Origin of the sequence: Arthrobacter sp. Soil782 (assembly GCF_001428435.1) — a bacterium.
Taxonomy (GTDB): Bacteria; Actinomycetota; Actinomycetes; order Actinomycetales; family Micrococcaceae; genus Arthrobacter_D; species Arthrobacter_D parietis.
The window spans coordinates 139,030-161,941 of sequence record NZ_LMSO01000001.1; the positions used below are offsets into that span (position 1 = coordinate 139,030).

Sequence of the window (22,912 nt, forward strand, 5' to 3'; positions counted from 1 at the left end):
GCCGGGTTCCCGGCGCGCCTGAAGTGTCCATACGGAGTGTTCGGAGCCCCGGCACCGAAGTATCGCAGCAGCGCTGGGAATTCGGGAGCCTATCCTGTGGCGCTCGCTCCTGAAAGCACCCGGGTGGCACCCAACGCGTCAGCGACAAACGCGTAATCCCAGGCAACGTCCTTCCATTGTTCGTACCGCCCGCTCGCGCCGCCGTGGCCGCCGTCCATCTCGGTCTTGAGGACAATCGGTTCATTGCCGGTGGTTTCCTCGCGCAACCTCGCCACCCATTTGGCAGGCTCCACGTACAGCACGCGGGTGTCATTGAAGCTCGTCACTGCAGCGATCCGCGGGTACTCGGCCGCGCGGATGTTCTCGTACGGGGTGTATTCCTTCATGTACCGGTAGACCTCGGGGTCCGTGATGGGGTTGCCCCATTCCTCCCATTCCAGGGCCGAGAGTGGAAGCTCCGGGTCCAGAATGGTGGTCAGGGCGTCCACAAACGGCACCTGCGCCACAATGGCGCGGTACTTCTCGGGAGCCAGGTTGGCGACGGCGCCCATCAGGAGCCCGCCGGCGGAGCCGCCGATAGCGGCAATCCTGCTCGGGTCCACCCAACCGGAGCCGGCCAGGTGCGTGGTGGCATCGACGAAGTCCGTGAAGGTGTTCTTCTTCTCGAGCTTCTTCCCCTTCTCATACCAGGTGCGCCCCATCTCTCCGCCACCACGGATATGTGCGACGACGAAGATCACTCCGCGGTCCAGCAGCGACAGGCGCGAGATAGAAAAAGCCGGATCCATGCTGATTTCATAGCTGCCGTAGGCGTAGACAACGGCGGGGTTGCTTCCGTCCTGCTGCAGATCCCGGCGCCGAAGGACGGAGAGCGGGATCTGCGTGCCGTCCGCCGCCGTCGCCCACTGGCGTTCGGCGACGTAGTCCTCGGAGCGGTATCCGCCGCGCACCTCCGTCTCCTTACGCAGTATGAGTGCACCGCCGTCGAGCAGGTAGTCGTAGACACGCGGCGGAGTGAAGTAGGAGGCGTAGGAAAGCCGGATCACCGGGGATTCAAACTCGGCGCCGGCCAGGTTGCAGGTGTATAGGGCCTCGTCGAAGGCAGGCTCGAGCGGTGCCGGCTGTGCTGGCGTGCCGAGGCCTTCCCGCGGCAGGATCTGCACGCGCATGGTGGTGTCCTTGCGGACCGAAACCAGGACGTGCGTGGCGGTGACGGTGGCACCGTGGACACGGACTGCGTCGTCGTGCGTGATCACCGGCAACCACTCCTGCTCGGCAAGCGGGCGCTGGAACTGCTCCGCGTCCACGAGGCTGACCATCGAGTTCTTCGCGCCGCGGTCGTGGGTGAGCAGGTAGTGCAGGCGGCCCTCGATCCGCAGCGGCTCCGGCTCGTAGAGGACGCGATCCGAACGCGGAATCAGCGTGGTGAGACCGGCCTCCTGATTCTCAAGGTCCAGCACCCGGTACTCGCTGTACTCGGAGCAGCCGATGCCGATGAGCAGCTGGGTGCGGTCCGCGGAGAGGTCGAAGCCCGTCCACATGGCGACGTCGTCTTCCTGGTACACCAGCTCGTCCTGCCCGACGGCGGTGCCGAGCCGGTGCGATTTCACCTGGTAGGGGCGCCAGCTGTCATCGACGACGGTGTAGAACACCTGGGATCCGTCCGGTGAGAACGCCAGGCCGTAGAAGATGTTGGGGATCTCGTCGGGCAGGAGCTGACCCGTCGACAGGTCCTTGATGCGCAGGGTGAAACGCTCATCCCCGGCGTTGTCCACGCTGAAGGCCAGCAGGTTCCCGTCCTCGCTGACGGTGAGGCCACCGAGTGAGAAGAAGGGCTTTCCCTCCGCCTCCGCGTTGCTGTCAAGGAGGACCTGTTCGCCTTCGACGGGCCGGCCGGCGACCACCTCAGGCGGCGTCCAGTCGCGGGCGACATCCCCGGTATCCGATGCCCGTACCCGGCAGTGGATGCTGTACTGCTTTCCCTCTTCGGTACGGGAGTAGTACCACCAGTCCTTTTTGCGGGCGGGAACGGACAGATCGGTTTCCTGCGTGCGGTTCTTGATCTCGCTGAAGATGTCCTGGCGGAGCTGTTCCTGCCCCGCGGTGACTGCCTCGGTGTAGGCGTTCTCGTCCTTGAGATGCCCGATGACCTCGGGGTTGTCCTTGGCGCGCATCCACTCGTAAGGGTCAATCACGGTGTCCCCGTGGTGGGTGCGTTCGGTGGGGACTTTCTTGGCAACGGGAGGGGTGAGAGTCATGGCTCCATCCTGCCAGAGGGATGCCGTCCTGCCAGAGGGGCGCCGCAACTCAGCCGGGAGCGGCCGTGGTGGATCCCCGGACAATCAGGTCCGACTCGAACAGAACCTCGGTGCGACTGCTGCGTTCGCCGGAGAGTTCCGTGAGCAACGCCTGGACGGCGGCTTCGGCCATCGCTGAGACGGGTTGCCGCAGCGTGGTCAACGGCGGGTCGGTGAAGGCCATCAGGGGTGAGTCATCGAACCCGACAACGGACACGTCCTCCGGCACGCGGAGCCCCCGCGAGCGTGCGGCGCGGATGGCGCCGAGGGCCATGACGTCGGAGGCGCAGACAATGCCGGTGTGGCCGGAGTCCAGAAGCTCGACGGCGGCGCTGTGGCCGCCCTCGATGCTGAACATGGTGACGGCCTTGTGTTCGGCGGGATCGATCTGGTCGAGGTGCTGTTCCAGGCCGACGCGGAATCCTTCCGCCTTCCGGCGACTGGGGATGAAGTGTTCCGGGCCTGTGGCGAAACCGATGTGCCGGTGCCCAAGCGAGGCAAGGTGACGGACGGCGGTCTGGACGGCGATGGAATCGTCATTCGCGATGGCCGGGGCATCAATCTCCGGCCGTGTTCCATTGACCAGCACAAAGGGGATGCCGCGCGCACGCAGCCGTTGATACCGCTCAACGCTTGCACGGCCGTCCGCATGGGCGGCGCACACGAAGATCAGGCCGCGTGCGCCCTGATCCAGGAGGAGGGACACATACTCGTCCTCGGGAACGCCGCCGCCCGGCAGTGTGCAGAGTGCGGGAATGTAGTCATTGGGAGCAACCAGAGCGCTGATCGCTCCGGCGAAAGCAGGAAAAATCGGGTTGACCAGGTCAGGCACCACAATGCCGATTTGCCCCTTGGCCCTGCCGGACAGGCGGTCGGGCCGCTCATAACCGAGGTCATCCATGGCCGTCAGTACTGCCTGACGAGTCTCTCTCGAGGCTCCGCTCCGCCCGTTGAGCACCCGCGAAACCGTAGGCACGCTCACCCCGGCGTGGCGTGCTACATCCTCCAGCCGGGGCTTTTCTGTCTGGGGAGGAAGGGTCACTGTTCCATCGTATCCGGCTGACACGGACCACTGAAAAGTTTCATGAAAGTTTCAGCAAGCTATTGACCGGACAGCGACGCCTTCCTAGGGTGAGAAGCGCCTACTACCAAGATCGGACGTGCACTGGAGCGCGTCGAGGAGGATCCATGCCCATCCCACCATCCGTTCATCCCGGCCGACGGCGCGCAGCCGGGCTGGCCGCCGGTGTCCTTGCCGTACCGCTGCTCGTCAGTCTCGTGCCTGTTCCGGCGCTCGCCGATCACAGCGCTCTGCCGGCGTCCGTCACCCTCGTGGGCTCGCTGCAGTCCGAGCTCGGCTGCCCCGGCGACTGGCAGCCCGAGTGCACGGCGACGGCACTGAACGAAGTCGAAGGCTCGCCCGGCATCTACAGCGCCACCTTTGACGTCCCCGCGGGGGATTACGCTTACAAAACGGCACTCAATGGCACCTGGGCCGAGAACTACGGCGACGGCGGCGCGGCAGGAGGCGCCGATATCGCCTTGACGTCCCAGGGAGGGCAGATCACCTTCACCTACAACCACAGCACCCATGTGATTACCAGTGATGTTCCGGCCTCGCTGGTCTCCGGCGCCGCAGCCCACTGGCTTGCGCCCGGCGTCCTGGCGTGGGACCTTGCGGACGCCCCGGAGGGCTCCTCTTACCGCCTCTACTATGCGCCGGACGGCGGGCTGGAAGTGGTTGACGGCGCGGTCCCTCAGGGGGAGTACGTTGACCTGCAATTCAGTTCCGACTCGCTCGGCGCCGAGCTGGCCGCCACGTCTCCGCACCTGGCATCCTTCGACACTCTGGCCCTTCCGAAGAAGGCTGCGCGCCAGGCAAAGGACCTGCTCAAGGGCGAGCTGCTTGCTGTGCAGGTCGGTGCCGACGGAACGGTCCTGCAGGCCACCGGGGTGCAGGTTCCCCGGGTACTGGACGCCCTCTACCCGAAAGCCCTCAAGCGCACACTCGGTCTGAGCTGGAAGGGCCCGCGCCCGCGCTTCGACCTGTGGGCGCCGACAGCCCGCCAGGTGAGCCTCCACGTGTACCGCGAGGGGTCCGGCGGCGAGGCCCTGGCCACAGTTCCCCTGAAAGAAGGGCACGACGGCGTGTGGTCGCTTCTCGGTGAGAAGGACTGGAAAGACGCTTATTACCTCTACGAAGTGGAGGTCTATGTGCCGGAGACGGGGGCCGTGGAACGCAACCTCGTCACCGATCCCTACAGTGTGGGCCTCTCCACCAATTCGGAGCGCAGCCTGATCGTGAACCTGGCGGACCCGGCACTTGCGCCGTCCGGCTGGAAGTCGCTGGAGAAGCCCGCCCTTGCGCAGCCCGAAGACCTCTCACTGTATGAACTGCACGTCCGGGACTTCTCAATCTCCGACACCACGGTCCCTGCGGAGCGCCGCGGCACGTACGCAGCCTTCGCCGAACCGGACAGTAATGGAATGAAGCGGCTGGCAGACCTGGCGGATGCCGGGCTGAATGCCGTGCATCTCCTGCCGGTGAATGACATCGGAACCATTGAGGAGCGCCGCGACGTCCAGACTGAGCCGCAGTGCGATCTGGAAAGCTTCGCTCCTGACAGCGAGGAACAGCAGGCCTGTGTCTCCGCCGTCGCAGGCAAAGACGGCTTCAACTGGGGCTATGACCCGCTGCATTACACGACACCGGAAGGCTCCTACTCCACCAACCCTGAGGACTCCACCCGCATCCGCGAATTCCGCGACATGGTGGCGGGCCTGAACACTACGGGCCTGAGGGTGATCCAGGACGTGGTCTACAACCACACCGCCGGCGCCGGCCAAACCTCGACCAACAACCTGGACCGGATCGTGCCCGGGTATTACCACCGGTTGAACCCGACCAGCGGCGCCGTCGAGACCTCGACCTGCTGCCCAAATACGGCAACTGAGAACGCCATGATGGGCAAGCTCATGGTGGACTCCATTGTGACCCTCGCGCGCACCTACAAGCTGGACGGCTTCCGGTTTGACCTGATGGGTCACCACAGCAAGCAGAACATGCTCGACGTTCGCGCGGCGCTCGATGAGCTGACGCTGAAGAAAGACGGCGTCGACGGCAAAAGCATCTATGTCTACGGCGAAGGCTGGAATTTCGGCGAGGTGGCCAACAACGCGCGGTTCGAGCAGGCCACCCAGCTGAACATGGCGGGCACGGGCATCGGCACCTTCAATGACAGGCTTCGCGACGCCGTGCGCGGTGGCGGGCCGTTCGACGAGGACCCCCGCGTGCAGGGCTTCGGCTCCGGTCTCTGGACCCAGCCCAACGGCGCGGAGATCAATGGCACGCCAGAGGAGCAGCGGGAACGCCTGCTGCTCAGCCAGGACCAGATCAAGGTGGGGTTGACCGGAAACCTGCGGGACTACACCTTCATCGATCGCACCGGCGCGGAGGTAACCGGCGCCGACGTCGACTACAACGGCAGCCCCGCGGGCTACACCGCCGATCCGCAGGAAGCGATCACCTACGTCGAGGCCCACGACAACGAGACCCTGTTCGACAGCCTCGCCTTCAAGCTGGCGCCCGGTACATCGATGGCCGACCGCATCCGGTTCCAAACCCTCTCGCTCAGCACTACGGCCTTCGGTCAGGGCATTTCCTTCTGGCATGCCGGGGGAGAGGCCCTGCGCAGCAAGTCGCTGGATCGCAACAGCTATGACTCCGGTGACTGGTTCAACCTCCTGGACCACACCGGCACGGACAACGGCTTCGCCCGTGGACTGCCGCCGCGTGCGGACAACGCGGACAAGTACGAATTCATGAAGCCGCTGCTGGCGGATCCCGCGCTCAAGCCCGCGCCGGCGGACATCGCAACGGCTCGCGAGCAGGCTCTGTCCCTCCTCGAAATCCGCACGAGCACACCGCTGTTCCACCTGGGTGCGGCCGAGCTGGTTCAGCAGAAGGTGTCGTTCCCCACCGGTGGCCCTGGCCAGACTCCGGGCGTGATCGTGATGCACATTGACGACACCACCGGACCGGACGTGGATAGCGAGCGGACCGGCATCGTCGTCGTTTTCAATGCGTCTGACACTGCCGCAACCCAGACGGTTCCGGGGGCGGAAGGGCAGTCCTTCGGGCTGCATCCGGTCCAGAGCAGCGGCTCGGATGATGTGGTGAAGGCTGCGTCCTTCGACCCCGCGACGGGCAGCTTCACCGTCCCGCCGCTCACGGTGGCGGTGTTCGAGGCGAAGTAGCAACCAGGCAGGGAAAGGGCCGGAACAGCAGAGCGTGCTGTTCCGGCCCTTCGTGCGTCCCGGGACCGCACCGGTGTTGACTCTGAACTCACCTCGCCGATATCCTGAACGAACGGTCGGTAATTATTTCGGGCTGGCACTTGGGCCGGCCTCGCACAGTGAGGTGACCATCATGACAACCGCGACTGACACTCCGCAGGACCTGACCGCGGAGCAGGAACAGTTCGACAGGCTGATCGCCGAGGACTCCCGCATCGAGCCCCGTGACTGGATGCCCGGGGCTTACCGCAAGACCCTCACCCGGCAGATCTCCCAGCACGCGCACTCCGAGATCATCGGCATGCAGCCGGAGGCCAACTGGATCACGCGTGCACCGAGCCTGAAGCGCAAGGCGATTCTGATGGCCAAGGTCCAGGATGAAGCCGGACACGGTCTGTACCTGTACTCAGCCGCGGAGACTCTCGGAACAACTCGCGATTCGATGATGGCTGACCTCATTGCCGGCAAGGCCCGCTACTCCAGCATCTTCAACTACCCCGCGCGCACCTGGGCTGACATGGGTGCCATCGGCTGGCTGGTCGACGGCGCTGCTATCGCCAATCAGGTGCCGCTCTGCCGTGCGTCGTACGGTCCTTACGGGCGTGCCATGGTCCGCATCTGTAAGGAAGAATCCTTCCACCAACGCCAGGGCTTCGAGATCCTGCTGGAACTCGCCACCGGAACCGAAGCGCAAAAGAAGATGGCCCAGGACGCCGTGAACCGCTGGTACGCGCCGAGCCTCATGATGTTCGGTCCGCCGGATGAGGATTCACCGAACTCCCAGCAGTCCATGGCCTGGAACATCAAGCGGTTCTCCAACGATGAACTGCGCTCGCGCTTTGTGGGCATGATCGTTGAGCAGATCAAGACCCTCGGCCTGACCCTCCCGGATGACCAGATCAATTACAACGAGGCAACTCAGCGGTGGGAGCACGGGCCACTGGACTGGAACGAGTTCAAGGAAGTCCTCGCCGGCCGGGGACCATGCAACGCCCAGCGCCTCGAGCGGCGTCGCGAAGCGCACGACGACGGCGCCTGGGTCCGTGAGGCCGCAGCGGCTTACGCTGCAAAGCAAGCCGCGAAGCGTTCTGAAATGAAAGAGGCGGCATAAATGGTCGGCGGATCAACAACGGGCGACGACGGCTCCAAGGCTCCCAGCGCGGAGCAGCCGGGTCATCCGGCGGCCGAACCGTGGCCGCTGTGGGAAGTATTCGTCCGGTCCTCACGCGGTCTCAGCCACGTGCATGCGGGCTCGCTGCACGCCCCTGATGCTGACATGGCCGTCCGCAACGCCCGCGATCTGTACACCAGGCGCAACGAGGGTGTGAGCCTATGGGTAGTACCGGCGTCGTCAATCATTTCCAGCGATCCGGACGCCAAGGGGCAGTTCTTCGAGTCGCCGCAGGGCAAGGACTACCGGCATGCCACGTACTACACCAAGAGCGAAGGGGTGAAGCACCTGTGAGCGAGTCGAATGCGAGCGCCACGCGCATCACTCCGGGTAACGCGCTCCGGCCGGAGGACATTGCGGCGTCGGACGTCAAACCCAGCGAAGCCGTGGGGGAGTACGCGCTGCGCCTGGGCGATGACGCCCTGATTCTTGCGCAGCGTCTGGGCTGGTGGATTTCCCGCGCACCGGAGCTCGAGGAGGACGTGGCGCTGGGCAATATTGCGCTGGACCAGATTGGGCATGCGCGCTCGTTCCTCGCCTACGCCGGGCACGCCTGGGGCAAGACGGAGGATGATCTCGCGTATTTCCGTGGTGAGGACGAGTTCCGCTCGTGCCACCTCGTGGAGCAGCCCAATGGCGATTTCGCGCGGACCATTGCGCGGCAGCTCGTGATTTCCCAGTACCAGTTCACCCTTTACGCCCGGTTGATGAATTCCGGCGACGCCACGTTGGCTGCCATCGCGGCCAAGGCAGTCAAGGAAGTCGATTACCACCGGGATCACGCCCGCCAGTGGGTGCTGCGCCTGGCGCTGGGCACGGAGGAATCGCGCCGCCGCATCATCGAGGGAATTCTCCTCACGTGGCCGTATGTGGGCGAGCTCTTCGAGGATGATGAGCTTGTGACCGGCCTCGACGGCGTCGCGGTGCGTCCTTCCGACCTCCGCCCGGCCTTCGATACCGACATCGAGTCTCTCTTCGCCGAAGCCGAGCTTGAGGTGCCTGCTGTCCCGTTCGCCGTGGGCGGCGGACGCAACGGGCACCACAGCGAACACCTCGGGTACATCCTCGCCGAAATGCAGGTTCTGGCCCGCGAACACCCGGGAGCGACATGGTGACCACAATGCTTACCCTTGAGCAGACTGTCTGGGAGATCGCCGCGACGGTGGCCGACCCTGAGATTCCTGTGCTCACCATTGAGGATCTTGGTGTTCTTCGCGCGGTGAACATCGATGATGACGGCGCCATCACCGTCACCATTACCCCCACCTACTCGGGGTGCCCGGCCATGGACGCCATCCGCGACGACATCATCACGGCCCTTGCAGAGCAGGGCCACAGCAACGTGCGGGTCAACCTCGTGCTGTCGCCGGCTTGGACCACCGATTGGATGAGTGCAGCAGGCAAGGCGAAGCTCGAGGAGTACGGCATTGCGCCGCCCACGGGGAAGGCCGCCGCAGGCAAAGTCAGCGTGGGCCTGAGCGTCAAGTGCCCGCAGTGCTCGTCACTGAACACCCGTGAGCTCACCCGTTTCGGCTCCACCTCCTGCAAGGCGCTCTACGTCTGCCAGGACTGCCGGGAGCCCTTCGACTACTTCAAGGTCCACTAATGGCAGTGAAACTAGCGCCGTCCACCAAGCGGCGGACCGCTTTCCATGAACTGACGGTCGCGGAGGTGCGCCGGCTGACCGAGGACGCTATCGAGGTGACCTTTGCCGTTCCGGAGGAACTGGCCGGACGGTTTGACTACGTGCCCGGGCAGTATGTGGCCCTGCGAACCACGCTGGATATCGACGGCGAACCAAAGGAAGTACGGCGCAGCTACTCCATCTGTGCCGAGCCGCAGCCGGGGGAGATCCGCGTCGCCATCAAGAAGGATCTCGGCGGCACCTTCTCCACCTGGGCGAACGAGTTCCTCAAAGCCGGCGACAAGCTGGACGTCATGAGCCCCATGGGCCAGTTCATCTCGAAGCATCCCATGGCGGGGCTGAACGATCCCGAGAGCATTGACACCACCACCGAGCACTCCTTCGTAGCGGTCGCCGCCGGCTCGGGGATCACGCCGGTCATCGCCATTGCGCGCTCGGTGCTCGCCGCCAACCCTGCAACCCGGTTCGACCTCATCTACGCCAACAAGGCCGCGATGGACGTCATGTTCCTCGAGGAACTCGCGGACCTGAAGGACCGGTACCCCGCGCGGTTCGCGCTACACCATGTTCTTTCCCGCGAACAGCGCATTTCCCCGCTATTGAGCGGGCGGATCGACGCCGAAAAGCTGCAGACCATGCTGACCAGCGTCATCCGCACCGAAGAGGTGGACGAATGGTTCCTGTGCGGTCCCTTCGAACTCGTCCAACTGTGCCGCGACACCCTCGCCGAGCGCGGTGTCGCCCCGGAGAAGATACGTTTCGAGCTGTTCACCACCGGCGAGCCGACCAAACCCGAGGGCCAGATCGGCCGGCCGGTGAAGGACGACGGCAACGCCGATTCCTACTCCATCAACTTCAACCTTGATGGTTTGCAGGGCACAGTCTCCAGCCCGACCCACGCACGCGAGTCCATCCTCAACGCGGCGCTTCGCGTCCGACCTGATGTGCCGTTCGCGTGCGCCGGGGGAGTCTGCGGCACCTGCCGCGCCAAGGTGGTCAGCGGAACCGTGGACATGGAGGAGAACTACGCGCTGGAGCCGGACGAACTGGCGAACGGCTACGTGCTGACGTGCCAGTCGAGGCCAACCAGCCCCGAAGTCACCGTCGACTACGACGCCTGACCCCCATCACAGAAGAGGAGCGGTCGCTTGATCGACCTGACCATTGACGGCAACGTCGTCGAGATAGTCCTGAACGCGCCCGAGAAGCTGAACTCCCTCAACGAGGAAGCGCTCGCCGAGTTATCAAAAGCGTACGACGACGCTGCTTCCGCTGCCGCGGAAGGCCGGGTCCGCGCGCTGCTGCTGCGGGGCGAAGGAAGGGCTTTCTGCGCCGGGCGCGATATTTCGCAGGTAGCCCCGGAAACCGACGACGCCGTTGCCTACCTGGACGGGCTGGTCACCCCGCTGCTCAAGAAGATGGCGGCCTTTCCCGCTCCTACGTTCGCCGCCGCACACGGCGCCTGCCTTGGAGTCGGTCTTGGATTGCTGATTGCAACGGACGTGGTGTACGTTGCCGACTCAGCGAAGATCGGGTCCCCGTTCGCCAAACTGGGTGCAACGCTGGACTCGGGCGGGCATTGGCTGTTCACTGAACGGCTCGGCGCGCACCGCACGCTCGACCTCATTTATACAGCCGATTTGATGAGGGGGGCAGACGCCGTCGCTTCTGGACTCTTCAGTAGGGCTTTTCCGGCGGAGGAGCTGTTGCCGTCAACGAGGTCCACGGTGGAGCGGGTTGCCGAGGGCGCTACGGGTGCATTCCGCGCGTCGAAGGAACTGGTCGCATCTATTCGTGACCGGAGGCTTGGCTTGTGGGAGTCGGTTGCTGACGAGAACACCGTCCAGGGCGAGCTCTGCAGCAGCCCGGACTACGCCGAAGGATTCCGGGCATTCCAGGAGAAAAGGGCGCCCATTTTCAAGGGGTGATGGCGGCAGGAGTCCTATGTCACAGCCGATTCTGGAATCTCGCCAGAATCCAACTGGTTGTCGCAAGCATGACCTCGACAACACTTGATTCCACCGTCCGCAACGCAGAGACCAGTGTTCCGCTGGTTCCACTGCTCGACGAGCGCTGGAGCCCGCGTTCGTTTGACCCTACAGCCACCCTCACGGACGAGCAGCTCGCTGCGCTGCTTGAAGCAGCACGCTGGGCGCCGTCTGCGGCGAACAGCCAGCCCCGCCGCTTCGTTGTGGGCCGCCGCGGGAGCACCACGTTCGATGCGATTGTCAAGGCACTCATGGGATTCAACGCCGCGTGGGCAGGAAACTCGTCAGCGCTGATTGTAGCTATTGCGGAGACCTCCACAGTCGAAGGCGAGCCGCGGCAGTGGGCAGAGTATGACCTGGGGCAATCGGTGGCACACCTCTCGGTTCAGGCACATCATGAGGGCCTTCACACCCACCAGATGGCGGGCGTCGACTGGGACCAGATCACCGCGGCATTTGATCTGGCGGACAATCTGAAGCCGGTCACCGTGACGGCCGTCGGAGTTGTGGATGAGGCAGAAAAGCTGGTTGATGCGCTTGCTGAGCGTGAGACGGCTCCGCGCACGCGCTTGTCGCTGGACGAACTGGTTCTGGTCCGCGACTGAGCGCGAATTCGATACGCTAAAGCAACCAGTTATGCAACGGTTTGAACTCAATACTGCGTAATCTGCGGTGAAGAGCCGACATTTGTCTTTTCGTGGCATTTACTGGGACAGGTGGCCGGAGCAGTCTGCCGGGGGGCCTCATGGGGGATGGTGACATTCAGAACGGGATGTCACCTCCAGTACGGCGGACGTCCGGTCACCACTTTCCTCGGCGCAGTGACTACTCCGGAATCCGCTTTTTTGACCTTGGGCTACCCACGGCGAAGCTGTTCCAACAACTCAAGCTCTTCGGATCGGCTCAAACCGGACCTGCGTTCACGGTCAAGACCGAGGTTTCGTTCGGCTTCCAGAGTTCGTTGCACCGTTTGCCGAAGAGGCCTCAACTCGCCGCCTGCAGCATGGAAGGCACTGTTGTCCCGCTGGGCAAATGCGCTGTCTGCTTGGGGAACCCAGAGCGGCAGTGAGCGGGGACCGGCCCAGAACCGGACATCGTGGTCAATGAGCCATCCATCAGAAGCGCGCACCAGCTCACCGGTAAAGCCGGCAACATCCGCACAAAGCGCGAGCACATCCGCGAGAGCATGCTGATTGCCGGTGGCGTTGATGACCCCGGTGATGCCGCTCCTGCCTGCCTGAGCTATAAAAATCGCGATGTCCTCGATATCAATCACCTGTACCACTCGATCATCAGCGATCGGTGAGAGCACCGGGCCTTCTCCTGCGAGGGCAAAGCGTCCGGCCCAGTACCCGAATCTGTCGCTGCCGTCCCCCGGACCGGCAATCAATCCTGGCCGGATAATGAGAAGCCGCTCATTCAGCGCTTCCTGCGAGACCTGCTCCGCGGCGACTTTCGCTTGCCCATAGTCCTCCAGGTCCACCGGCTCGAGCAGAGGTGCGGACTCGTCAGCACCCGCGTCGGTGTTCGTAGCGTAGACAGAGACCGAGGAGACCAGGGTCCAGTGTTTCGCTCTGTCGGCAAGGGCGTCGAGTGCACCCTGCACCAGAAAGGGCTCGTAGGACAGCTCTATGACTTCGTCCCAGGTCTGATTAGCTACCGCCCCGTACGCATCCGGTGATCGTCGATCGCACTGGACAAAGGCGGCCCCGGCAGGTGCTCGGCCGGACTCACCGCGCGCAAGGCACGTGACCGCGTCGCCGCGGGCCAGTAATTGCTCGGCAATTTGGAACCCGAGCCAGGCAGTTCCCCCGAGCATCAGGACGTTACGCATTTGGCCGATCAGCCAGCCTCGAGGACGAAGAAGATGAAGGACAAGAACGCTGTCTTTTCGCCGTTGAGGATGCGCGGCGGAAGGAGTTCGCGCGGGGTGTCTGGGGCTGGCTCTGGCTCGCTCACGGTGGCTATGCGGTATCCCGCCGTTGTGAAGGCGTTGATCATCGCGTGGAGTGGTCGGTGCCAGAAGGTCAGGACCGCGGGCTCGCCATTGAACTCGTAGTCCTCCGAGTACTGCCGGATGGCGAAGTAGTCCTCGGTTGGTTGGGTGATCACGCTGACCGTGGGGTGGTTGACGGACAGGATCAAACGGCCGCCCGGCTTCAGCACCCGCCTCAGTTCCGCAAGAGGGGCCGCCCAGTCCTCCAGATAGTGCAGAACCAAGGACGAGACAACGTCGTCGAAGGAAGCATCGGCGAAAGGAAGCGGCTTGCTGAGATCGGCTTCGTACAGGTCCGCGGTGGCGCCTAATCGCTGTCGTGCCAGTTCGAGCATCGCCGGACTGGAATCGAAGCCGGTCATGATGGCGCCCTTCGCGCTTAGCGCTGCGGACAGTGGCCCGGAGCCGCACCCGGCGTCAAGGACCCGGTGACCGTCGACGTCGCCGGCGAGACCAATCATTGCCGGCCGCTCGTAGTAGGCGTTGAGAAGGCTGGACTCGTTCTCCGCCGCATAGCTGTCGGCGAAACTGTCGTAGAGGTCGGCTTTCATGGATCCTCGCTGCCGGGAGAACGTTCACGGTTGGTACGGTCGGATCGATCCTAGCTACCCGGTCGCCCAGTCCGCATCAAGAAGTTGCAGATGATCCCTCCGCAGGCGGAAGCTCCCGGTTCACTGTTTGGTTCAATGGGTGCATGATCCGACTTGCGCAGGTGGACGACGTCGAATCGTTGTCCGATATTGAGCGAGCTGCTGATGCTATGTTTCGTAGCGAAGGCATGGCTTTTGTTGCTGATGGTGTCACCATGCCGATCCCCGAGCTACTCCGGTATCAGAGTGCGGGTAGAGCATGGGTTGACACTGATGAGCTCGGCAGCCCCATTGCCTACCTTCTCCTGGATGTCGTCGACGACTCTGCGCACATCAAGCAAGTCTCGGTACATCCAGCCCACGCGGGTCAGGGAAAGGGCCGCCAGCTCATCGAGACGGCGGCAGGATGGGCGAAACAGCAGGGGTACTCGGCGCTGACGCTTACCACTTTCGTCGATGTTCCGTGGAACGCGCCCTACTACGCTCGCCTCGGCTTCGAAATCGTCCCGCCAAGCCGGCTCACCCCTGGCCTGCGCGAGATTCGGCAACACGAAGCCTCTGCTGGGCTGGATGCCTGGCCCCGTGTCGCCATGTGGCGATCACTCCGTGGATGGCCTGAACTACTAACGCAGTAACGGCGACCCGATCGAGGATCCCTCATCGTGCCAAATAGCAGTCTGAGTCAAGGCGCAACGTTTCCAGCTGCAATTAATGGAGAATCGCTTAGTGATGAGTACAGCAAAGCTTGAGGGTTTCGTGGTTCGGGTAGGCGGGCAGTCGCGGATCGAAGTCGTCCAGTCACTGCGGGATGTAGGCGTGCACCTCAATGTCCACGCAGAGACCCTGCTCGCCCACCCAGCGTTCGATGAACCAGTGAGTCAAACGCTACGAATCGTGGAGCGAACCGTGGAGCAGCTCGGCCTGGAGGAAGGTGCAGTTCAGTCCCAGGTCTTCGCCCGTGCAAGGACGCAGGGTCTGGAACTCTGCCCTATAGTGACCGGCCCTTACCTCCGGTTGGCGCTGATGGACCAGTCAAACGCATCAGACTCAGTCCTTTCCGCAGGTCGCGCACCGACCGGAGCGATTCACATCGCGTCCGAACCCGTCAGTGAGGACGTGGAATACCCCAAAGGGTTTTACCTCCGGGTTTTGGACGGGCAGCCTTGGCTGAGGGGTTATCGCTGCGATGACACGTATCTGTGGGCCCCTGAGCAGCGGCTCGCGTTCGTACTGCCGGAGAACGGATAAAGGCGATTCTCATTCGGATCATACGAGACAGGTTCACTTTGATCCTTTTACGGGCACGCTCGGCTGCGCAGGCCGCGAAGCGCGAATCGTGGCCCGTGGCCTTAGTGCTCTCCGTGCAATAGGGCCTCAAGCGCCTGGCGGTGTCGACGATATGCAGCACTGCCGGCTCGCGTGATCGTGTAGGTCGTCGTGCTTCCGTGCCCGCGTCCGGATTTGCTGACCTTGACGTAGCCTGCGGCTCGCAGCGCTGACATCTGCTTGGACAAGTCGGAGTCCGAGAGTTGGAGGTGCTCACGCAGGAAGGCAAAGTCAGTGCCACTGCTGGCAGCGAGAATAGCCATTGCGGCCAGCCGCTTAGGAGCATGAATGACCGCATCTAAATCGGTTAGGGGTGAGCTCATGCCAGTCGGTCTCGGACCTGCTGAACAGCGCGGGGATACAGGATCCGCTCATACGCCCAGGTGATGGCCAGTGTCATGACGAAGATGACACTAAGCCCACCCTGCCACCCGAGGAGCATCCACACGACCACGCTGACCGCCATTGATCCACCAAATGCCAGGCAGAGCCAGCGATAGGCCCGCTTGATTTCGTCGGGAGCCGACCTCATTCTTGGTGACGTACCCGATTTGGCCCGATGAGCGACATAGAACGCGCCTACGGCGATGATGGCCACGGCTTGCAGACCCATCCCGGCTGCTCCGCGTCCCTGGCTGATAAGCAGAGGGCCCGCCGCCATAGCGGTGAAGAAACTCGCCATCAGTAGTGGGTACCACCACTGACTTACCGGCTCATTCACGAACGGGGCGGCAGCGGCCCGCTCAACGTCGTGCAGGGCATCATGGGTATTTTCCATAACGGAAAGCATGCCAAGAATTTTCCAGTTGTGCAAGTGTCAAGTTCCGGTGTGGCCAAATCTTCACTTCACAAAGCTGTGATGGTGTAACCCATAGGGACGCAACGGGTATGACTCGGGCTGACTAGCGGACCGGGAAGTCACCCTCGTAGTCATTCCATGTACCTGCCAGTTGATGCATAGCGAAAAGCTGGTCGTTCACAGAAGCGTCCTTGCCTGCGAAGTCCATGACGAAGTAGTTCACACTAAAGCTGTCGGTAAGGGTCGAGTTGTACTCTGTGGCCGCGGCACGCGTTCGAAAACGGTAGTAGTTCGCTTCAGCAGTGCTGTATGCCTCAACGCAGCCAACCTCGGCACCGCATGCTAAGTCAGTGATCTCTGTGACCTCGGTAGTTACATCTTTCCCTGTGTACTCGGCTTCCATCACGTCCTCGAGCGTGAGGGTGAGTTGAGGGTGCAGAAACAAATAGATTATCCCTGCTACGAAGACCAGTGGTACTCCTACCAGGACTGCGATCAGCCATTTCTTCCCCATACCGCACCATTATTCAGGAGTCGGTCGAGTCGACGACCGTCCGCAAGCCGGTCGTTCAGTGCCGTAAGCCGAACCTTCACCGGGTCCCTCCGGACGCGTCTCCTTCGCAGAGAGAAGCCACGTGTTCGGTGCAGTTGCTGAATCCCGTAAGACCCGCCCGCAAAGATGCCCGGTGAGGGAGCCCGATGCGTGCTTTGTTATAAGCGCATCCCGCTTCCACAGGCAAGACGCCTAGCGCGTATCCATGTCCTCAAACACCAGGAAGGTCTGGGTATCCAGCACACCGGGCATGGACTGGAGTTGATCGAAAATAACCCGTCGAAGATCCACATTGTCTTCAGCACGAACCAGCAGGATGACGTCGAAATCGCCTCCCACCAGCGCAATGTGATGCACCTCCGGGATGGCACGCAGCTGCTCCCTCAGCTCCCGCCACGAATGTTGACGCACCTTCAGCGTCACATAGGCCGAAGACCGAAGCCCTGCTTTGATCGGATCGATCAGTGCAGTGAACTTCGTCAGCACGCCGCTTTCCGTCAACCGCGCAATCCGGGAGTACGCGTGCGCCCGGGAGATATGCACGTTCTCGGCCACTGCCGTGACTGAGAGCCGTCCATCGCGGGTGAGCTCGGCGAGGATCTTCCGGTCCACTTCATCGAGCGGCTGTTCCGCCATCTGTCTACACCCTTGTTAGTTATCTAGCTCACACTGCCGATATGTCTGCAGAATCAACCTTAGGATGGCTATTCTTCCACGATATTGCCCGGTTGTGGATACGAATCGGGCGGCAAACGCATAATTGAGCAACAGATACAGTTCCTCAGCCATGCGCCGGGGATGCCAAGGCAGCGAAGCCGTCCCTCACAGTGGAACGGCTGAGGGAGGCAGTATGACCATTTCAACCGGCAACTCCGCCAACAACCAGTTCGGCGAGTCAATGAAGCCCACCGGCCGCAGCAGTGACCAGGGCCCTACGGCGGAGGAATACATGCTCCCGTCCGCCCAGCCGGTCCAGCTCGTGGGCCCCAGCGGCGAGCACATTCACAATGACCGTTACCCCCTGCCCGACGGCGAAGCTCTCCTCAGTGCCTACGAGAAGCTGGTCGTCGGCCGCCGCATCAACGATCAGGCCAACGCGCTGGTCCGGCAGGGCCGGATGGCCGTCTACCCCTCATCGCACGGGCAGGAAGCCTGCCAGGTGGCTGCCGCCGTCGTGCTCGAAAAGGATGACTGGCTCTTCCCGACCTACCGCGACACTGTCGCTGTCATCACCCGCGGCGTGGATCCCCTTGGCGTCCTGACCCTCCTGAGGGGCGACTGGCATTCCGGGTACGACCCCTACGAGTACAAGACCGCCACCCAGGCAACGCCGCTGGCTACCCAGCTGCTCCACGCCGTCGGCGTGGCCCACGCGGCCAAGCTGCGCGGTGAAAACACCGTGGTGCTTGCGCTGTGTGGTGACGGCGCCACCAGTGAAGGCGACTTCCACGAGGCCCTGAACTTCGCAGCCGTGTTCCACGTGCCGGTGGTCTTCCTGGTTCAGAACAACGAATACGCCATCTCCGTTCCGCTGAAGCACCAGACCGTTGCGCCGTCGCTGGCGCACAAGGCGATCGGCTACGGCATGCCCGGCGAACGCGTGGACGGCAATGACCTCGCGGCCATGCTGTCCGTGCTGGGCAAGGCAGTTGATCGAGCGCGCGACGGCGGTGGCCCGGCCCTCGTCGAAGCCCACACCTACCGCATGCAGGCGCACACCAACGCTGACGATCCGTCGCGGTACCGGGCCCAGTCCGACGTCGACGAGTGGGTACCGAAAGATCCGATCACCCGTATGCGCACCTACCTGGGAAACCTCAACCTGCTCACTGCAGAGGAGGAACAGCGCATCGCCGGAGCGGCCGAAGAGACGGCCAGCACCCTGCGGGACGGGCTCAACTCCGAGCCGGAGATCAACCCGGCAGACCTTTTCGAGTACGTCTACACCGAGAAGACGAGCCAGCTGCGCGAACAGGCCGCGCTCCTGGCCGACGAGCTCTCACGGGAAGGTGCCTAGCCATGACTGACACCGCAGTTCGATCCGGTTCGGCCGAAAAGGCAGCCGGAACCACGAAGACAGGGCTCCAGCCGCTTACCTTCGCCAAGGCGCTGAACACAGCCTTGGCCGACGCCATGGAGGCTGATCCCTCCGTCATCATCTTCGGCGAAGACGTCGGCCCGCTCGGCGGCGTCTTCCGGATCACGGATGGACTCACCGCCCGCTTCGGTGAGGAACGCTGCTTCGACACGCCCCTGGCGGAGTCCGGCATCATGGGCATGGCGGTCGGCATGGCGATGAACGGGATGATCCCCGTCGTCGAAATGCAGTTCGACGCCTTCGCCTACCCCGCCTTCGAGCAGGTGGTCAGCCACGTCGCGAAAATGCCCAACAGGACCAAGGGCAAGGTGAAGCTGCCGCTGGTTATGCGCATTCCGTACGCCGGCGGTATTGGGGGAGTGGAGCACCACTGCGACTCCTCGGAGTCCTACTACGTGCACACGCCCGGGCTGACCGTTCTGGCCCCCGCCACCGTGCGCGATGCCTACCTGATGCTCCGCGACGCCATCCGCTTCCCCGATCCCGTGGTCTTCCTTGAGCCGAAAAAGCTCTACTGGACCAAGGAGACACTCGACCTGGATGAACTTCGCAAGGAAGCCGACGACGCCGCCACCGCCGGTTCAACGGTGGGCCGCGCCGTGGTTGCCCGCTCCGGAACCGACGCCACCCTTATTGCCTACGGACCCTCCGTGCCGACGGCGCTGGCCGCCGCTGAAGCGGCTGCCGCTGAAGGGCGCAGCCTTGAGGTGATCGACGTGCGCTCGCTCGTACCATTCGACGACGAGACCGTCACCGCCAGCGTGCGAAGGACTGGGCGCGCCGTCGTCATTGCGGAAGCACCGGGGTTCGCCTCGGTCGCCGCGGAGATCGTTGCCCGTGTGCAGGAGCGCTGCTTCAACTCGCTGGCTGCCCCCGTGCGGCGCGTGACCGGGTTCGACATTCCGTACCCCGCACCCAAGCTCGAGCACTTCTTCCTGCCGAGCGTTGACCGGATCCTCGACACCGTGGATGAACTGCAGTGGGAGGACGCATGAGCGCCATGACAACGAGCCCCTCGGTGAAGGTGTTCCTGCTGCCTGACCTCGGTGAGGGCCTGACCGAAGCCGAACTGGTGAACTGGCTCGTGGCCGAGGGGGACACGGTCTCCGTCGACCAGCCGGTGGCCGAAGTGGAGACGGCAAAATCCATGGTGGAGGTTCCTTCTCCGTTTGCCGGGGTCGTCGCTCAGTTGCATGGCGAAGCCGGGACCACCATCAACGTCGGTGCGCCCCTGATCTCCGTACGGCCCGACGGCGCTGCGCCCGAGGCAGTGGCTACCACAGCTGCTTCCGCGGGCAATCCTGACGCGGAGGCGTATCGCGAGGAGGAACGAGCCGGGGTCAGCGTGCCCACCGACGCTGAGGTCGCCGCAGCGCCGGACGCAGGTGAATCAGGTGCCGAGGCCGGTGAGGGATCCGGCAATGTCCTGATCGGTTACGGCACGCCGGGCACCGGTACCGGAGGCCGGACGCGGCGGCGCAGGGGCGATGCCGGTTCAGCCGCGGTCTCAACTTCCGCTTCGGCAGCCGAGGCACCGGAGAGCGCGGAAGCGCCGGAGACCGCGCAAGCGCCGGCAACGCTGACGCAGGAAGCACCCGTGGCAGCGTCCGAGCAGCGTGCAGTGCTGTGCATCTCGCCGCTGGTCCGCAAGCTTGCGCGGGACGCCGGTCTCACATTGTCCTCGGTCGAGGGTACGGGCGTGGACGGCATGGTCCTGCGCCGCGACGTCGAGCGCGCTTTGCAGGCTTCCGCCGGAACGTCCGGTGAAAAGCAGGAGACCCTACCCAGCAGTAGCAGCGATCAAAGCACCGCTGGGGAAGTGGGCCAGGATCGCCGCAGCGGGCTGCGGATCGCCGAGCGCATCCCCGTCCGGGGTGTCCGCAAGGCGGTAGTCGAGGCTATGACCCGCAGTCGGCGCGAGATCCCGGAAGCAACGGTCTGGGTGGACGTCGATGCCACCGCGCTGCTTGACCTGCGCACTGGGCTCAAGCGCAGGCAGCCGGATGCAACGCCCGGCCTGCTGGCATTTGTCGCACGGTTCGCACTGGCCGGGCTCGCCCGGTACCCGGAACTGAATACGCGCATCGTCGAGCGTGAGGACGGCAGCTCGGAGATCCTGAAGTTTGACGGCGTGAACCTCGGTATCGCCGCGCAGACCGACCGCGGGCTTCTGGTTCCCGCGGTTCAGCGGGCCGACCGGATGAGCGCACGGGAACTGGATGCGGAGATCCGGCGTCTTGCCGCCGTCGCACGCGAAGGCAAAGCGACACCCGCGGAACTCACCTCAGGTACGTTCACGCTGAACAACTACGGTGTGTTCGGCGTGGACGGCAGTGCAGCGATCATCAATCACCCGGAGGCCGCGATCCTCGGGCTGGGACGGATCATTGACCGGCCGTGGGTCGTCAACGGCGAGCTCGCCGTCCGCAAGGTGACCGAGTTGACGCTGACCTTTGACCATCGGGTGTGCGACGGCGGTGTTGCCGGAGGCTTCCTGCGTTACGTTGCCGACGCTATAGAGAACCCGGGCGGCGTCCTCGCTGATCTCTGACGATTAGGCTTAGCGGACAGCCGCCACCAGAGAGGAACCCATGTCCGAGCGAGAAGACGAACAGTCCCACCCCTGGACCCAGTTGGGAGACCGCGTGTGGATGCTTCGTACCGATCCCTTCGGCCTGAACACCGGACTGGTGGTGGGAACGGACCGGGCACTGGTGATAGACACCGGGGCCGGGCCCGAACAAGCGGCCCGGATCTTCGACGCCGTGCGTGCGCTGACTGACCTGCCGCTGTGCGTGGTCAACACCCATTCGCACTTCGACCATGTGTTCGGCAACGCCTATTTTGCGGCCCACGGCACTGAGGACTTCTGGGCAACCGACCGGTGCGCCGCCGTCATTCGCGAGAGCGGCGAGGAACAGCGTGCGGAAGTTGGCAAGACGGAGCCGGCGATGGTCGAGAACCGCGGTGATCACACGGCTATCCACCCGGCCAACAGGCACGTTTCCGGATCGCCGGTGGATCTGGACCTCGGCGGTATCTCGGTCACCCTGTTTCACCTGGGCTTCGGTCATACGGACAACGACCTTTTGGTTGGCGCCGGCAACGTGTTGTTCACCGGTGATCTGGTCGAGGAGGGCGCGGATCCCGGTTTTGAGGATTCCTTCCCGGCGGAGTGGATCCGCACGCTGGGCAAGATTACGGCGCTCGATGACCTGTATGACGTCTTTGTTCCCGGTCACGGTGCGCCGGTGGACGTCGACTTTGTGGCCACGCAGCTGAACAAGATGCGCAGCGCGGTCCGGGTCACCAAGGTAGCTATGGATGAAGCCTCGGTGGACATGACCAAGGCCATCCCGATTCTCCCATACGGCCCGGAGCAGTCGCGGGCGCTACTGACCCGCCTGCGCACCCTCGCGCACTGGAAGTGGCTGGAGCGCCAGGGCAGCAGCTGACGGCGGCGGACCAGGCATGACCAGCCGTGCCTCGATGTGCTTTGCGAGCCCCTTGGTAATCTCTGCCGCGGTCCCGTTCGCATCCACGAGGGCGTAGTCCTCGAACCCGGGCAGCTGCCGGTAGGAAGCGTCCAGCGCAGTGAGGAATTCAAGGGTTTCCTGGTCGGTATTCCGGGACGCAATGCGGGCCTGCGCCGTGTTCGGGTCAACGCCGAGGTAAACCACAAGATCGGGCTGCGGCAGCACGCGCAGTAACCAGGGCAGCAGCCGGCCGGCGGGAAGGCCCCGCACCCGTCGCAAGGCCAGCTGGCACTGCAGGTGGCGGTCAAAGAGAACGACACCCCGCCGTCGTCGTGCCTGCAGCGTGGAGCGCAGCACGGCAAGCACGCGGAGGGAACTCTCGACTGCATCCAGTAAGCGGCTTCCTAGCAGGGATTGAGCGGTGTGCGAGTGCCGTGACGCCCAGCGGTCGAGGGTTCGCCGGCCGCCGGGATTGCGAAACAGCGCCGCCTCGATGCCGGCCTCCCGGAGCTTGTGAACAACTGACCGCGCGGCCGTTGTTTTGCCCGCTCCGTCGATCCCCAGCAGGACCACGCGGAGAACCTGTGGATTCCTTGGGAACCGGGTCATTTTCACCTTTCGCGGGTGTACTCTCTGTGAACAATCATCGCAAGGGCGGCTGGACGAAGACTGATAGC

23 protein-coding genes are annotated in these 22,912 nt (G+C 63.7%); 14 read left to right on the forward strand and 9 right to left on the reverse strand.

Translation table 11 applies throughout. The features are described from left to right. Positions 1-89: 89 nt before the first annotated feature. Both ASH00_RS00660 and ASH00_RS00665 read right to left on the reverse strand, forming a co-directional pair. Entirely contained in the window at positions 90-2,258 is a 2,169-nt protein-coding gene (locus tag ASH00_RS00660) for a S9 family peptidase (protein WP_056543626.1), read from the reverse strand. A 49-nt stretch (positions 2,259-2,307) separates the two neighbouring features. Next, positions 2,308-3,339, reverse strand: a complete 1,032-nt coding sequence (locus ASH00_RS00665) for a LacI family DNA-binding transcriptional regulator (protein WP_056543628.1) — start codon at positions 3,337-3,339, stop codon at positions 2,308-2,310. 146 nt (positions 3,340-3,485) lie between these two features. Here ASH00_RS00665 and pulA point away from each other — a divergent pair, with 146 nt between their 5' ends. The 8 genes from pulA (at position 3,486) to ASH00_RS00705 (ending at position 12,002) form a co-directional block, all read left to right on the forward strand. After that, positions 3,486-6,554 (forward strand): pullulanase-type alpha-1,6-glucosidase, encoded by a 3,069-nt coding sequence (gene pulA / locus ASH00_RS00670; protein WP_056543631.1) that lies wholly within the window; start codon positions 3,486-3,488, stop codon positions 6,552-6,554. A 172-nt stretch (positions 6,555-6,726) separates the two neighbouring features. Next, complete coding sequence (paaA, locus tag ASH00_RS00675; protein ID WP_056546424.1) at positions 6,727-7,704, forward strand: 1,2-phenylacetyl-CoA epoxidase subunit PaaA; 978 nt, start codon at positions 6,727-6,729, stop codon at positions 7,702-7,704. Further along, positions 7,705-8,058, forward strand: coding sequence for a 1,2-phenylacetyl-CoA epoxidase subunit PaaB (gene paaB, locus ASH00_RS00680; protein WP_056543633.1), 354 nt, complete (start codon positions 7,705-7,707; stop codon positions 8,056-8,058). It abuts the gene before it with no gap. After that, positions 8,055-8,879 carry a 1,2-phenylacetyl-CoA epoxidase subunit PaaC gene (paaC, locus tag ASH00_RS00685; protein ID WP_056543638.1) on the forward strand — a complete coding sequence of 275 codons (825 nt, stop codon included), beginning with the start codon at positions 8,055-8,057 and terminating at the stop codon, positions 8,877-8,879. Before paaB ends, paaC begins: the two co-directional genes overlap by 4 nt. Further along, the gene (gene paaD / locus ASH00_RS00690) at positions 8,873-9,370 is read left to right on the forward strand and encodes a 1,2-phenylacetyl-CoA epoxidase subunit PaaD (protein WP_157358950.1); all 498 of its coding nucleotides are present in this window, start codon (positions 8,873-8,875) and stop codon (positions 9,368-9,370) included. The genes paaC and paaD overlap by 7 nt, the downstream gene beginning before the upstream one ends. Further along, positions 9,370-10,530, forward strand: coding sequence for a 1,2-phenylacetyl-CoA epoxidase subunit PaaE (gene paaE, locus ASH00_RS00695; RefSeq protein ID WP_056543642.1), 1,161 nt, complete (start codon positions 9,370-9,372; stop codon positions 10,528-10,530). The genes paaD and paaE overlap by 1 nt, the downstream gene beginning before the upstream one ends. A gap of 27 nt (positions 10,531-10,557) precedes the next feature. Further along, positions 10,558-11,337 (forward strand): enoyl-CoA hydratase/isomerase family protein, encoded by a 780-nt coding sequence (locus ASH00_RS00700; RefSeq protein WP_056543645.1) that lies wholly within the window; start codon positions 10,558-10,560, stop codon positions 11,335-11,337. A gap of 68 nt (positions 11,338-11,405) precedes the next feature. Beyond that, entirely contained in the window at positions 11,406-12,002 is a 597-nt protein-coding gene (locus ASH00_RS00705) for a nitroreductase family protein (RefSeq protein WP_056543648.1), read from the forward strand. Between the two features lie 251 nt (positions 12,003-12,253). Here ASH00_RS00705 and ASH00_RS00710 read toward each other — a convergent pair whose 3' ends face one another. Both ASH00_RS00710 and ASH00_RS00715 read right to left on the reverse strand, forming a co-directional pair. Further along, entirely contained in the window at positions 12,254-13,231 is a 978-nt protein-coding gene (locus tag ASH00_RS00710; RefSeq protein WP_056543651.1) for a reductase, read from the reverse strand. Positions 13,232-13,239: 8 nt separating this feature from the next. After that, a complete protein-coding gene (locus tag ASH00_RS00715; RefSeq protein ID WP_056543654.1) occupies positions 13,240-13,944 on the reverse strand; it encodes a class I SAM-dependent methyltransferase in 705 nt (234 codons plus the stop codon). Positions 13,945-14,087: 143 nt separating this feature from the next. Here ASH00_RS00715 and ASH00_RS00720 point away from each other — a divergent pair, with 143 nt between their 5' ends. Further along, positions 14,088-14,618 carry a GNAT family N-acetyltransferase gene (locus ASH00_RS00720; protein WP_056543657.1) on the forward strand — a complete coding sequence of 177 codons (531 nt, stop codon included), beginning with the start codon at positions 14,088-14,090 and terminating at the stop codon, positions 14,616-14,618. 94 nt (positions 14,619-14,712) lie between these two features. Beyond that, complete coding sequence (locus ASH00_RS00725) at positions 14,713-15,231, forward strand: hypothetical protein (protein WP_235563099.1); 519 nt, start codon at positions 14,713-14,715, stop codon at positions 15,229-15,231. 101 nt (positions 15,232-15,332) lie between these two features. Here ASH00_RS00725 and ASH00_RS00730 read toward each other — a convergent pair whose 3' ends face one another. The 4 genes from ASH00_RS00730 to ASH00_RS00745 all read right to left on the reverse strand — a co-directional run bounded on the left by ASH00_RS00730 (position 15,333) and on the right by ASH00_RS00745 (position 17,297). Then, positions 15,333-15,632, reverse strand: a complete 300-nt coding sequence (locus ASH00_RS00730) for a transcriptional regulator (RefSeq protein WP_056543663.1) — start codon at positions 15,630-15,632, stop codon at positions 15,333-15,335. Beyond that, a complete protein-coding gene (locus ASH00_RS00735; RefSeq protein WP_157358952.1) occupies positions 15,629-16,087 on the reverse strand; it encodes a hypothetical protein in 459 nt (152 codons plus the stop codon). The genes ASH00_RS00730 and ASH00_RS00735 overlap by 4 nt, the downstream gene beginning before the upstream one ends. Before the next feature lie 124 nt (positions 16,088-16,211). Beyond that, positions 16,212-16,622 (reverse strand): hypothetical protein, encoded by a 411-nt coding sequence (locus ASH00_RS00740; protein WP_056543669.1) that lies wholly within the window; start codon positions 16,620-16,622, stop codon positions 16,212-16,214. A 231-nt stretch (positions 16,623-16,853) separates the two neighbouring features. Further along, positions 16,854-17,297, reverse strand: a complete 444-nt coding sequence (locus tag ASH00_RS00745; protein WP_056543672.1) for an Lrp/AsnC family transcriptional regulator — start codon at positions 17,295-17,297, stop codon at positions 16,854-16,856. Positions 17,298-17,511: 214 nt separating this feature from the next. On the opposite strand from ASH00_RS00745, the gene pdhA reads away from it, so the two are divergent. The 4 genes from pdhA to ASH00_RS00765 are packed head-to-tail and all read left to right on the forward strand — an operon-like array spanning position 17,512 to position 22,214. Then, positions 17,512-18,678, forward strand: coding sequence for a pyruvate dehydrogenase (acetyl-transferring) E1 component subunit alpha (gene pdhA, locus ASH00_RS00750; RefSeq protein WP_056543675.1), 1,167 nt, complete (start codon positions 17,512-17,514; stop codon positions 18,676-18,678). A 2-nt stretch (positions 18,679-18,680) separates the two neighbouring features. Next, positions 18,681-19,754: an alpha-ketoacid dehydrogenase subunit beta gene (locus ASH00_RS00755; RefSeq protein WP_056543678.1), complete on the forward strand. Its 1,074-nt coding sequence runs from the start codon at positions 18,681-18,683 to the stop codon at positions 19,752-19,754. Continuing rightward, positions 19,751-21,310 (forward strand): dihydrolipoamide acetyltransferase family protein, encoded by a 1,560-nt coding sequence (locus ASH00_RS00760; protein ID WP_056543682.1) that lies wholly within the window; start codon positions 19,751-19,753, stop codon positions 21,308-21,310. The genes ASH00_RS00755 and ASH00_RS00760 overlap by 4 nt, the downstream gene beginning before the upstream one ends. A gap of 40 nt (positions 21,311-21,350) precedes the next feature. Then, the gene (locus ASH00_RS00765; RefSeq protein ID WP_056543686.1) at positions 21,351-22,214 is read left to right on the forward strand and encodes an MBL fold metallo-hydrolase; all 864 of its coding nucleotides are present in this window, start codon (positions 21,351-21,353) and stop codon (positions 22,212-22,214) included. Here ASH00_RS00765 and ASH00_RS00770 read toward each other — a convergent pair. Beyond that, positions 22,152-22,844, reverse strand: coding sequence for a dTMP kinase (locus ASH00_RS00770; protein ID WP_082565811.1), 693 nt, complete (start codon positions 22,842-22,844; stop codon positions 22,152-22,154). The two genes, ASH00_RS00765 and ASH00_RS00770, sit on opposite strands and share 63 nt — an antisense overlap. Positions 22,845-22,912 lie beyond the last annotated feature (68 nt).

Coding starts and splice junctions, on each gene's coding strand:
- ASH00_RS00660 (WP_056543626.1), bottom strand. CDS start 2,258: ATGACTCTCACCCCTCCCGTTGCCAAGAAAGTCCCCACCGAACGCACC.
- pulA (WP_056543631.1), top strand. CDS start 3,486: ATGCCCATCCCACCATCCGTTCATCCCGGCCGACGGCGCGCAGCCGGG.
- paaA (WP_056546424.1), top strand. CDS start 6,727: ATGACAACCGCGACTGACACTCCGCAGGACCTGACCGCGGAGCAGGAA.
- paaB (WP_056543633.1), top strand. CDS start 7,705: ATGGTCGGCGGATCAACAACGGGCGACGACGGCTCCAAGGCTCCCAGC.
- paaD (WP_157358950.1), top strand. CDS start 8,873: ATGGTGACCACAATGCTTACCCTTGAGCAGACTGTCTGGGAGATCGCC.
- paaE (WP_056543642.1), top strand. CDS start 9,370: ATGGCAGTGAAACTAGCGCCGTCCACCAAGCGGCGGACCGCTTTCCAT.
- ASH00_RS00705 (WP_056543648.1), top strand. CDS start 11,406: ATGACCTCGACAACACTTGATTCCACCGTCCGCAACGCAGAGACCAGT.
- ASH00_RS00710 (WP_056543651.1), bottom strand. CDS start 13,231: ATGCGTAACGTCCTGATGCTCGGGGGAACTGCCTGGCTCGGGTTCCAA.
- ASH00_RS00715 (WP_056543654.1), bottom strand. CDS start 13,944: ATGAAAGCCGACCTCTACGACAGTTTCGCCGACAGCTATGCGGCGGAG.
- ASH00_RS00720 (WP_056543657.1), top strand. CDS start 14,088: ATGATCCGACTTGCGCAGGTGGACGACGTCGAATCGTTGTCCGATATT.
- ASH00_RS00725 (WP_235563099.1), top strand. CDS start 14,713: ATGAGTACAGCAAAGCTTGAGGGTTTCGTGGTTCGGGTAGGCGGGCAG.
- ASH00_RS00730 (WP_056543663.1), bottom strand. CDS start 15,632: ATGAGCTCACCCCTAACCGATTTAGATGCGGTCATTCATGCTCCTAAG.
- ASH00_RS00735 (WP_157358952.1), bottom strand. CDS start 16,087: ATGGAAAATACCCATGATGCCCTGCACGACGTTGAGCGGGCCGCTGCC.
- ASH00_RS00740 (WP_056543669.1), bottom strand. CDS start 16,622: ATGGGGAAGAAATGGCTGATCGCAGTCCTGGTAGGAGTACCACTGGTC.
- ASH00_RS00745 (WP_056543672.1), bottom strand. CDS start 17,297: ATGGCGGAACAGCCGCTCGATGAAGTGGACCGGAAGATCCTCGCCGAG.
- pdhA (WP_056543675.1), top strand. CDS start 17,512: ATGACCATTTCAACCGGCAACTCCGCCAACAACCAGTTCGGCGAGTCA.
- ASH00_RS00755 (WP_056543678.1), top strand. CDS start 18,681: ATGACTGACACCGCAGTTCGATCCGGTTCGGCCGAAAAGGCAGCCGGA.
- ASH00_RS00760 (WP_056543682.1), top strand. CDS start 19,751: ATGAGCGCCATGACAACGAGCCCCTCGGTGAAGGTGTTCCTGCTGCCT.
- ASH00_RS00765 (WP_056543686.1), top strand. CDS start 21,351: ATGTCCGAGCGAGAAGACGAACAGTCCCACCCCTGGACCCAGTTGGGA.
- ASH00_RS00770 (WP_082565811.1), bottom strand. CDS start 22,844: ATGACCCGGTTCCCAAGGAATCCACAGGTTCTCCGCGTGGTCCTGCTG.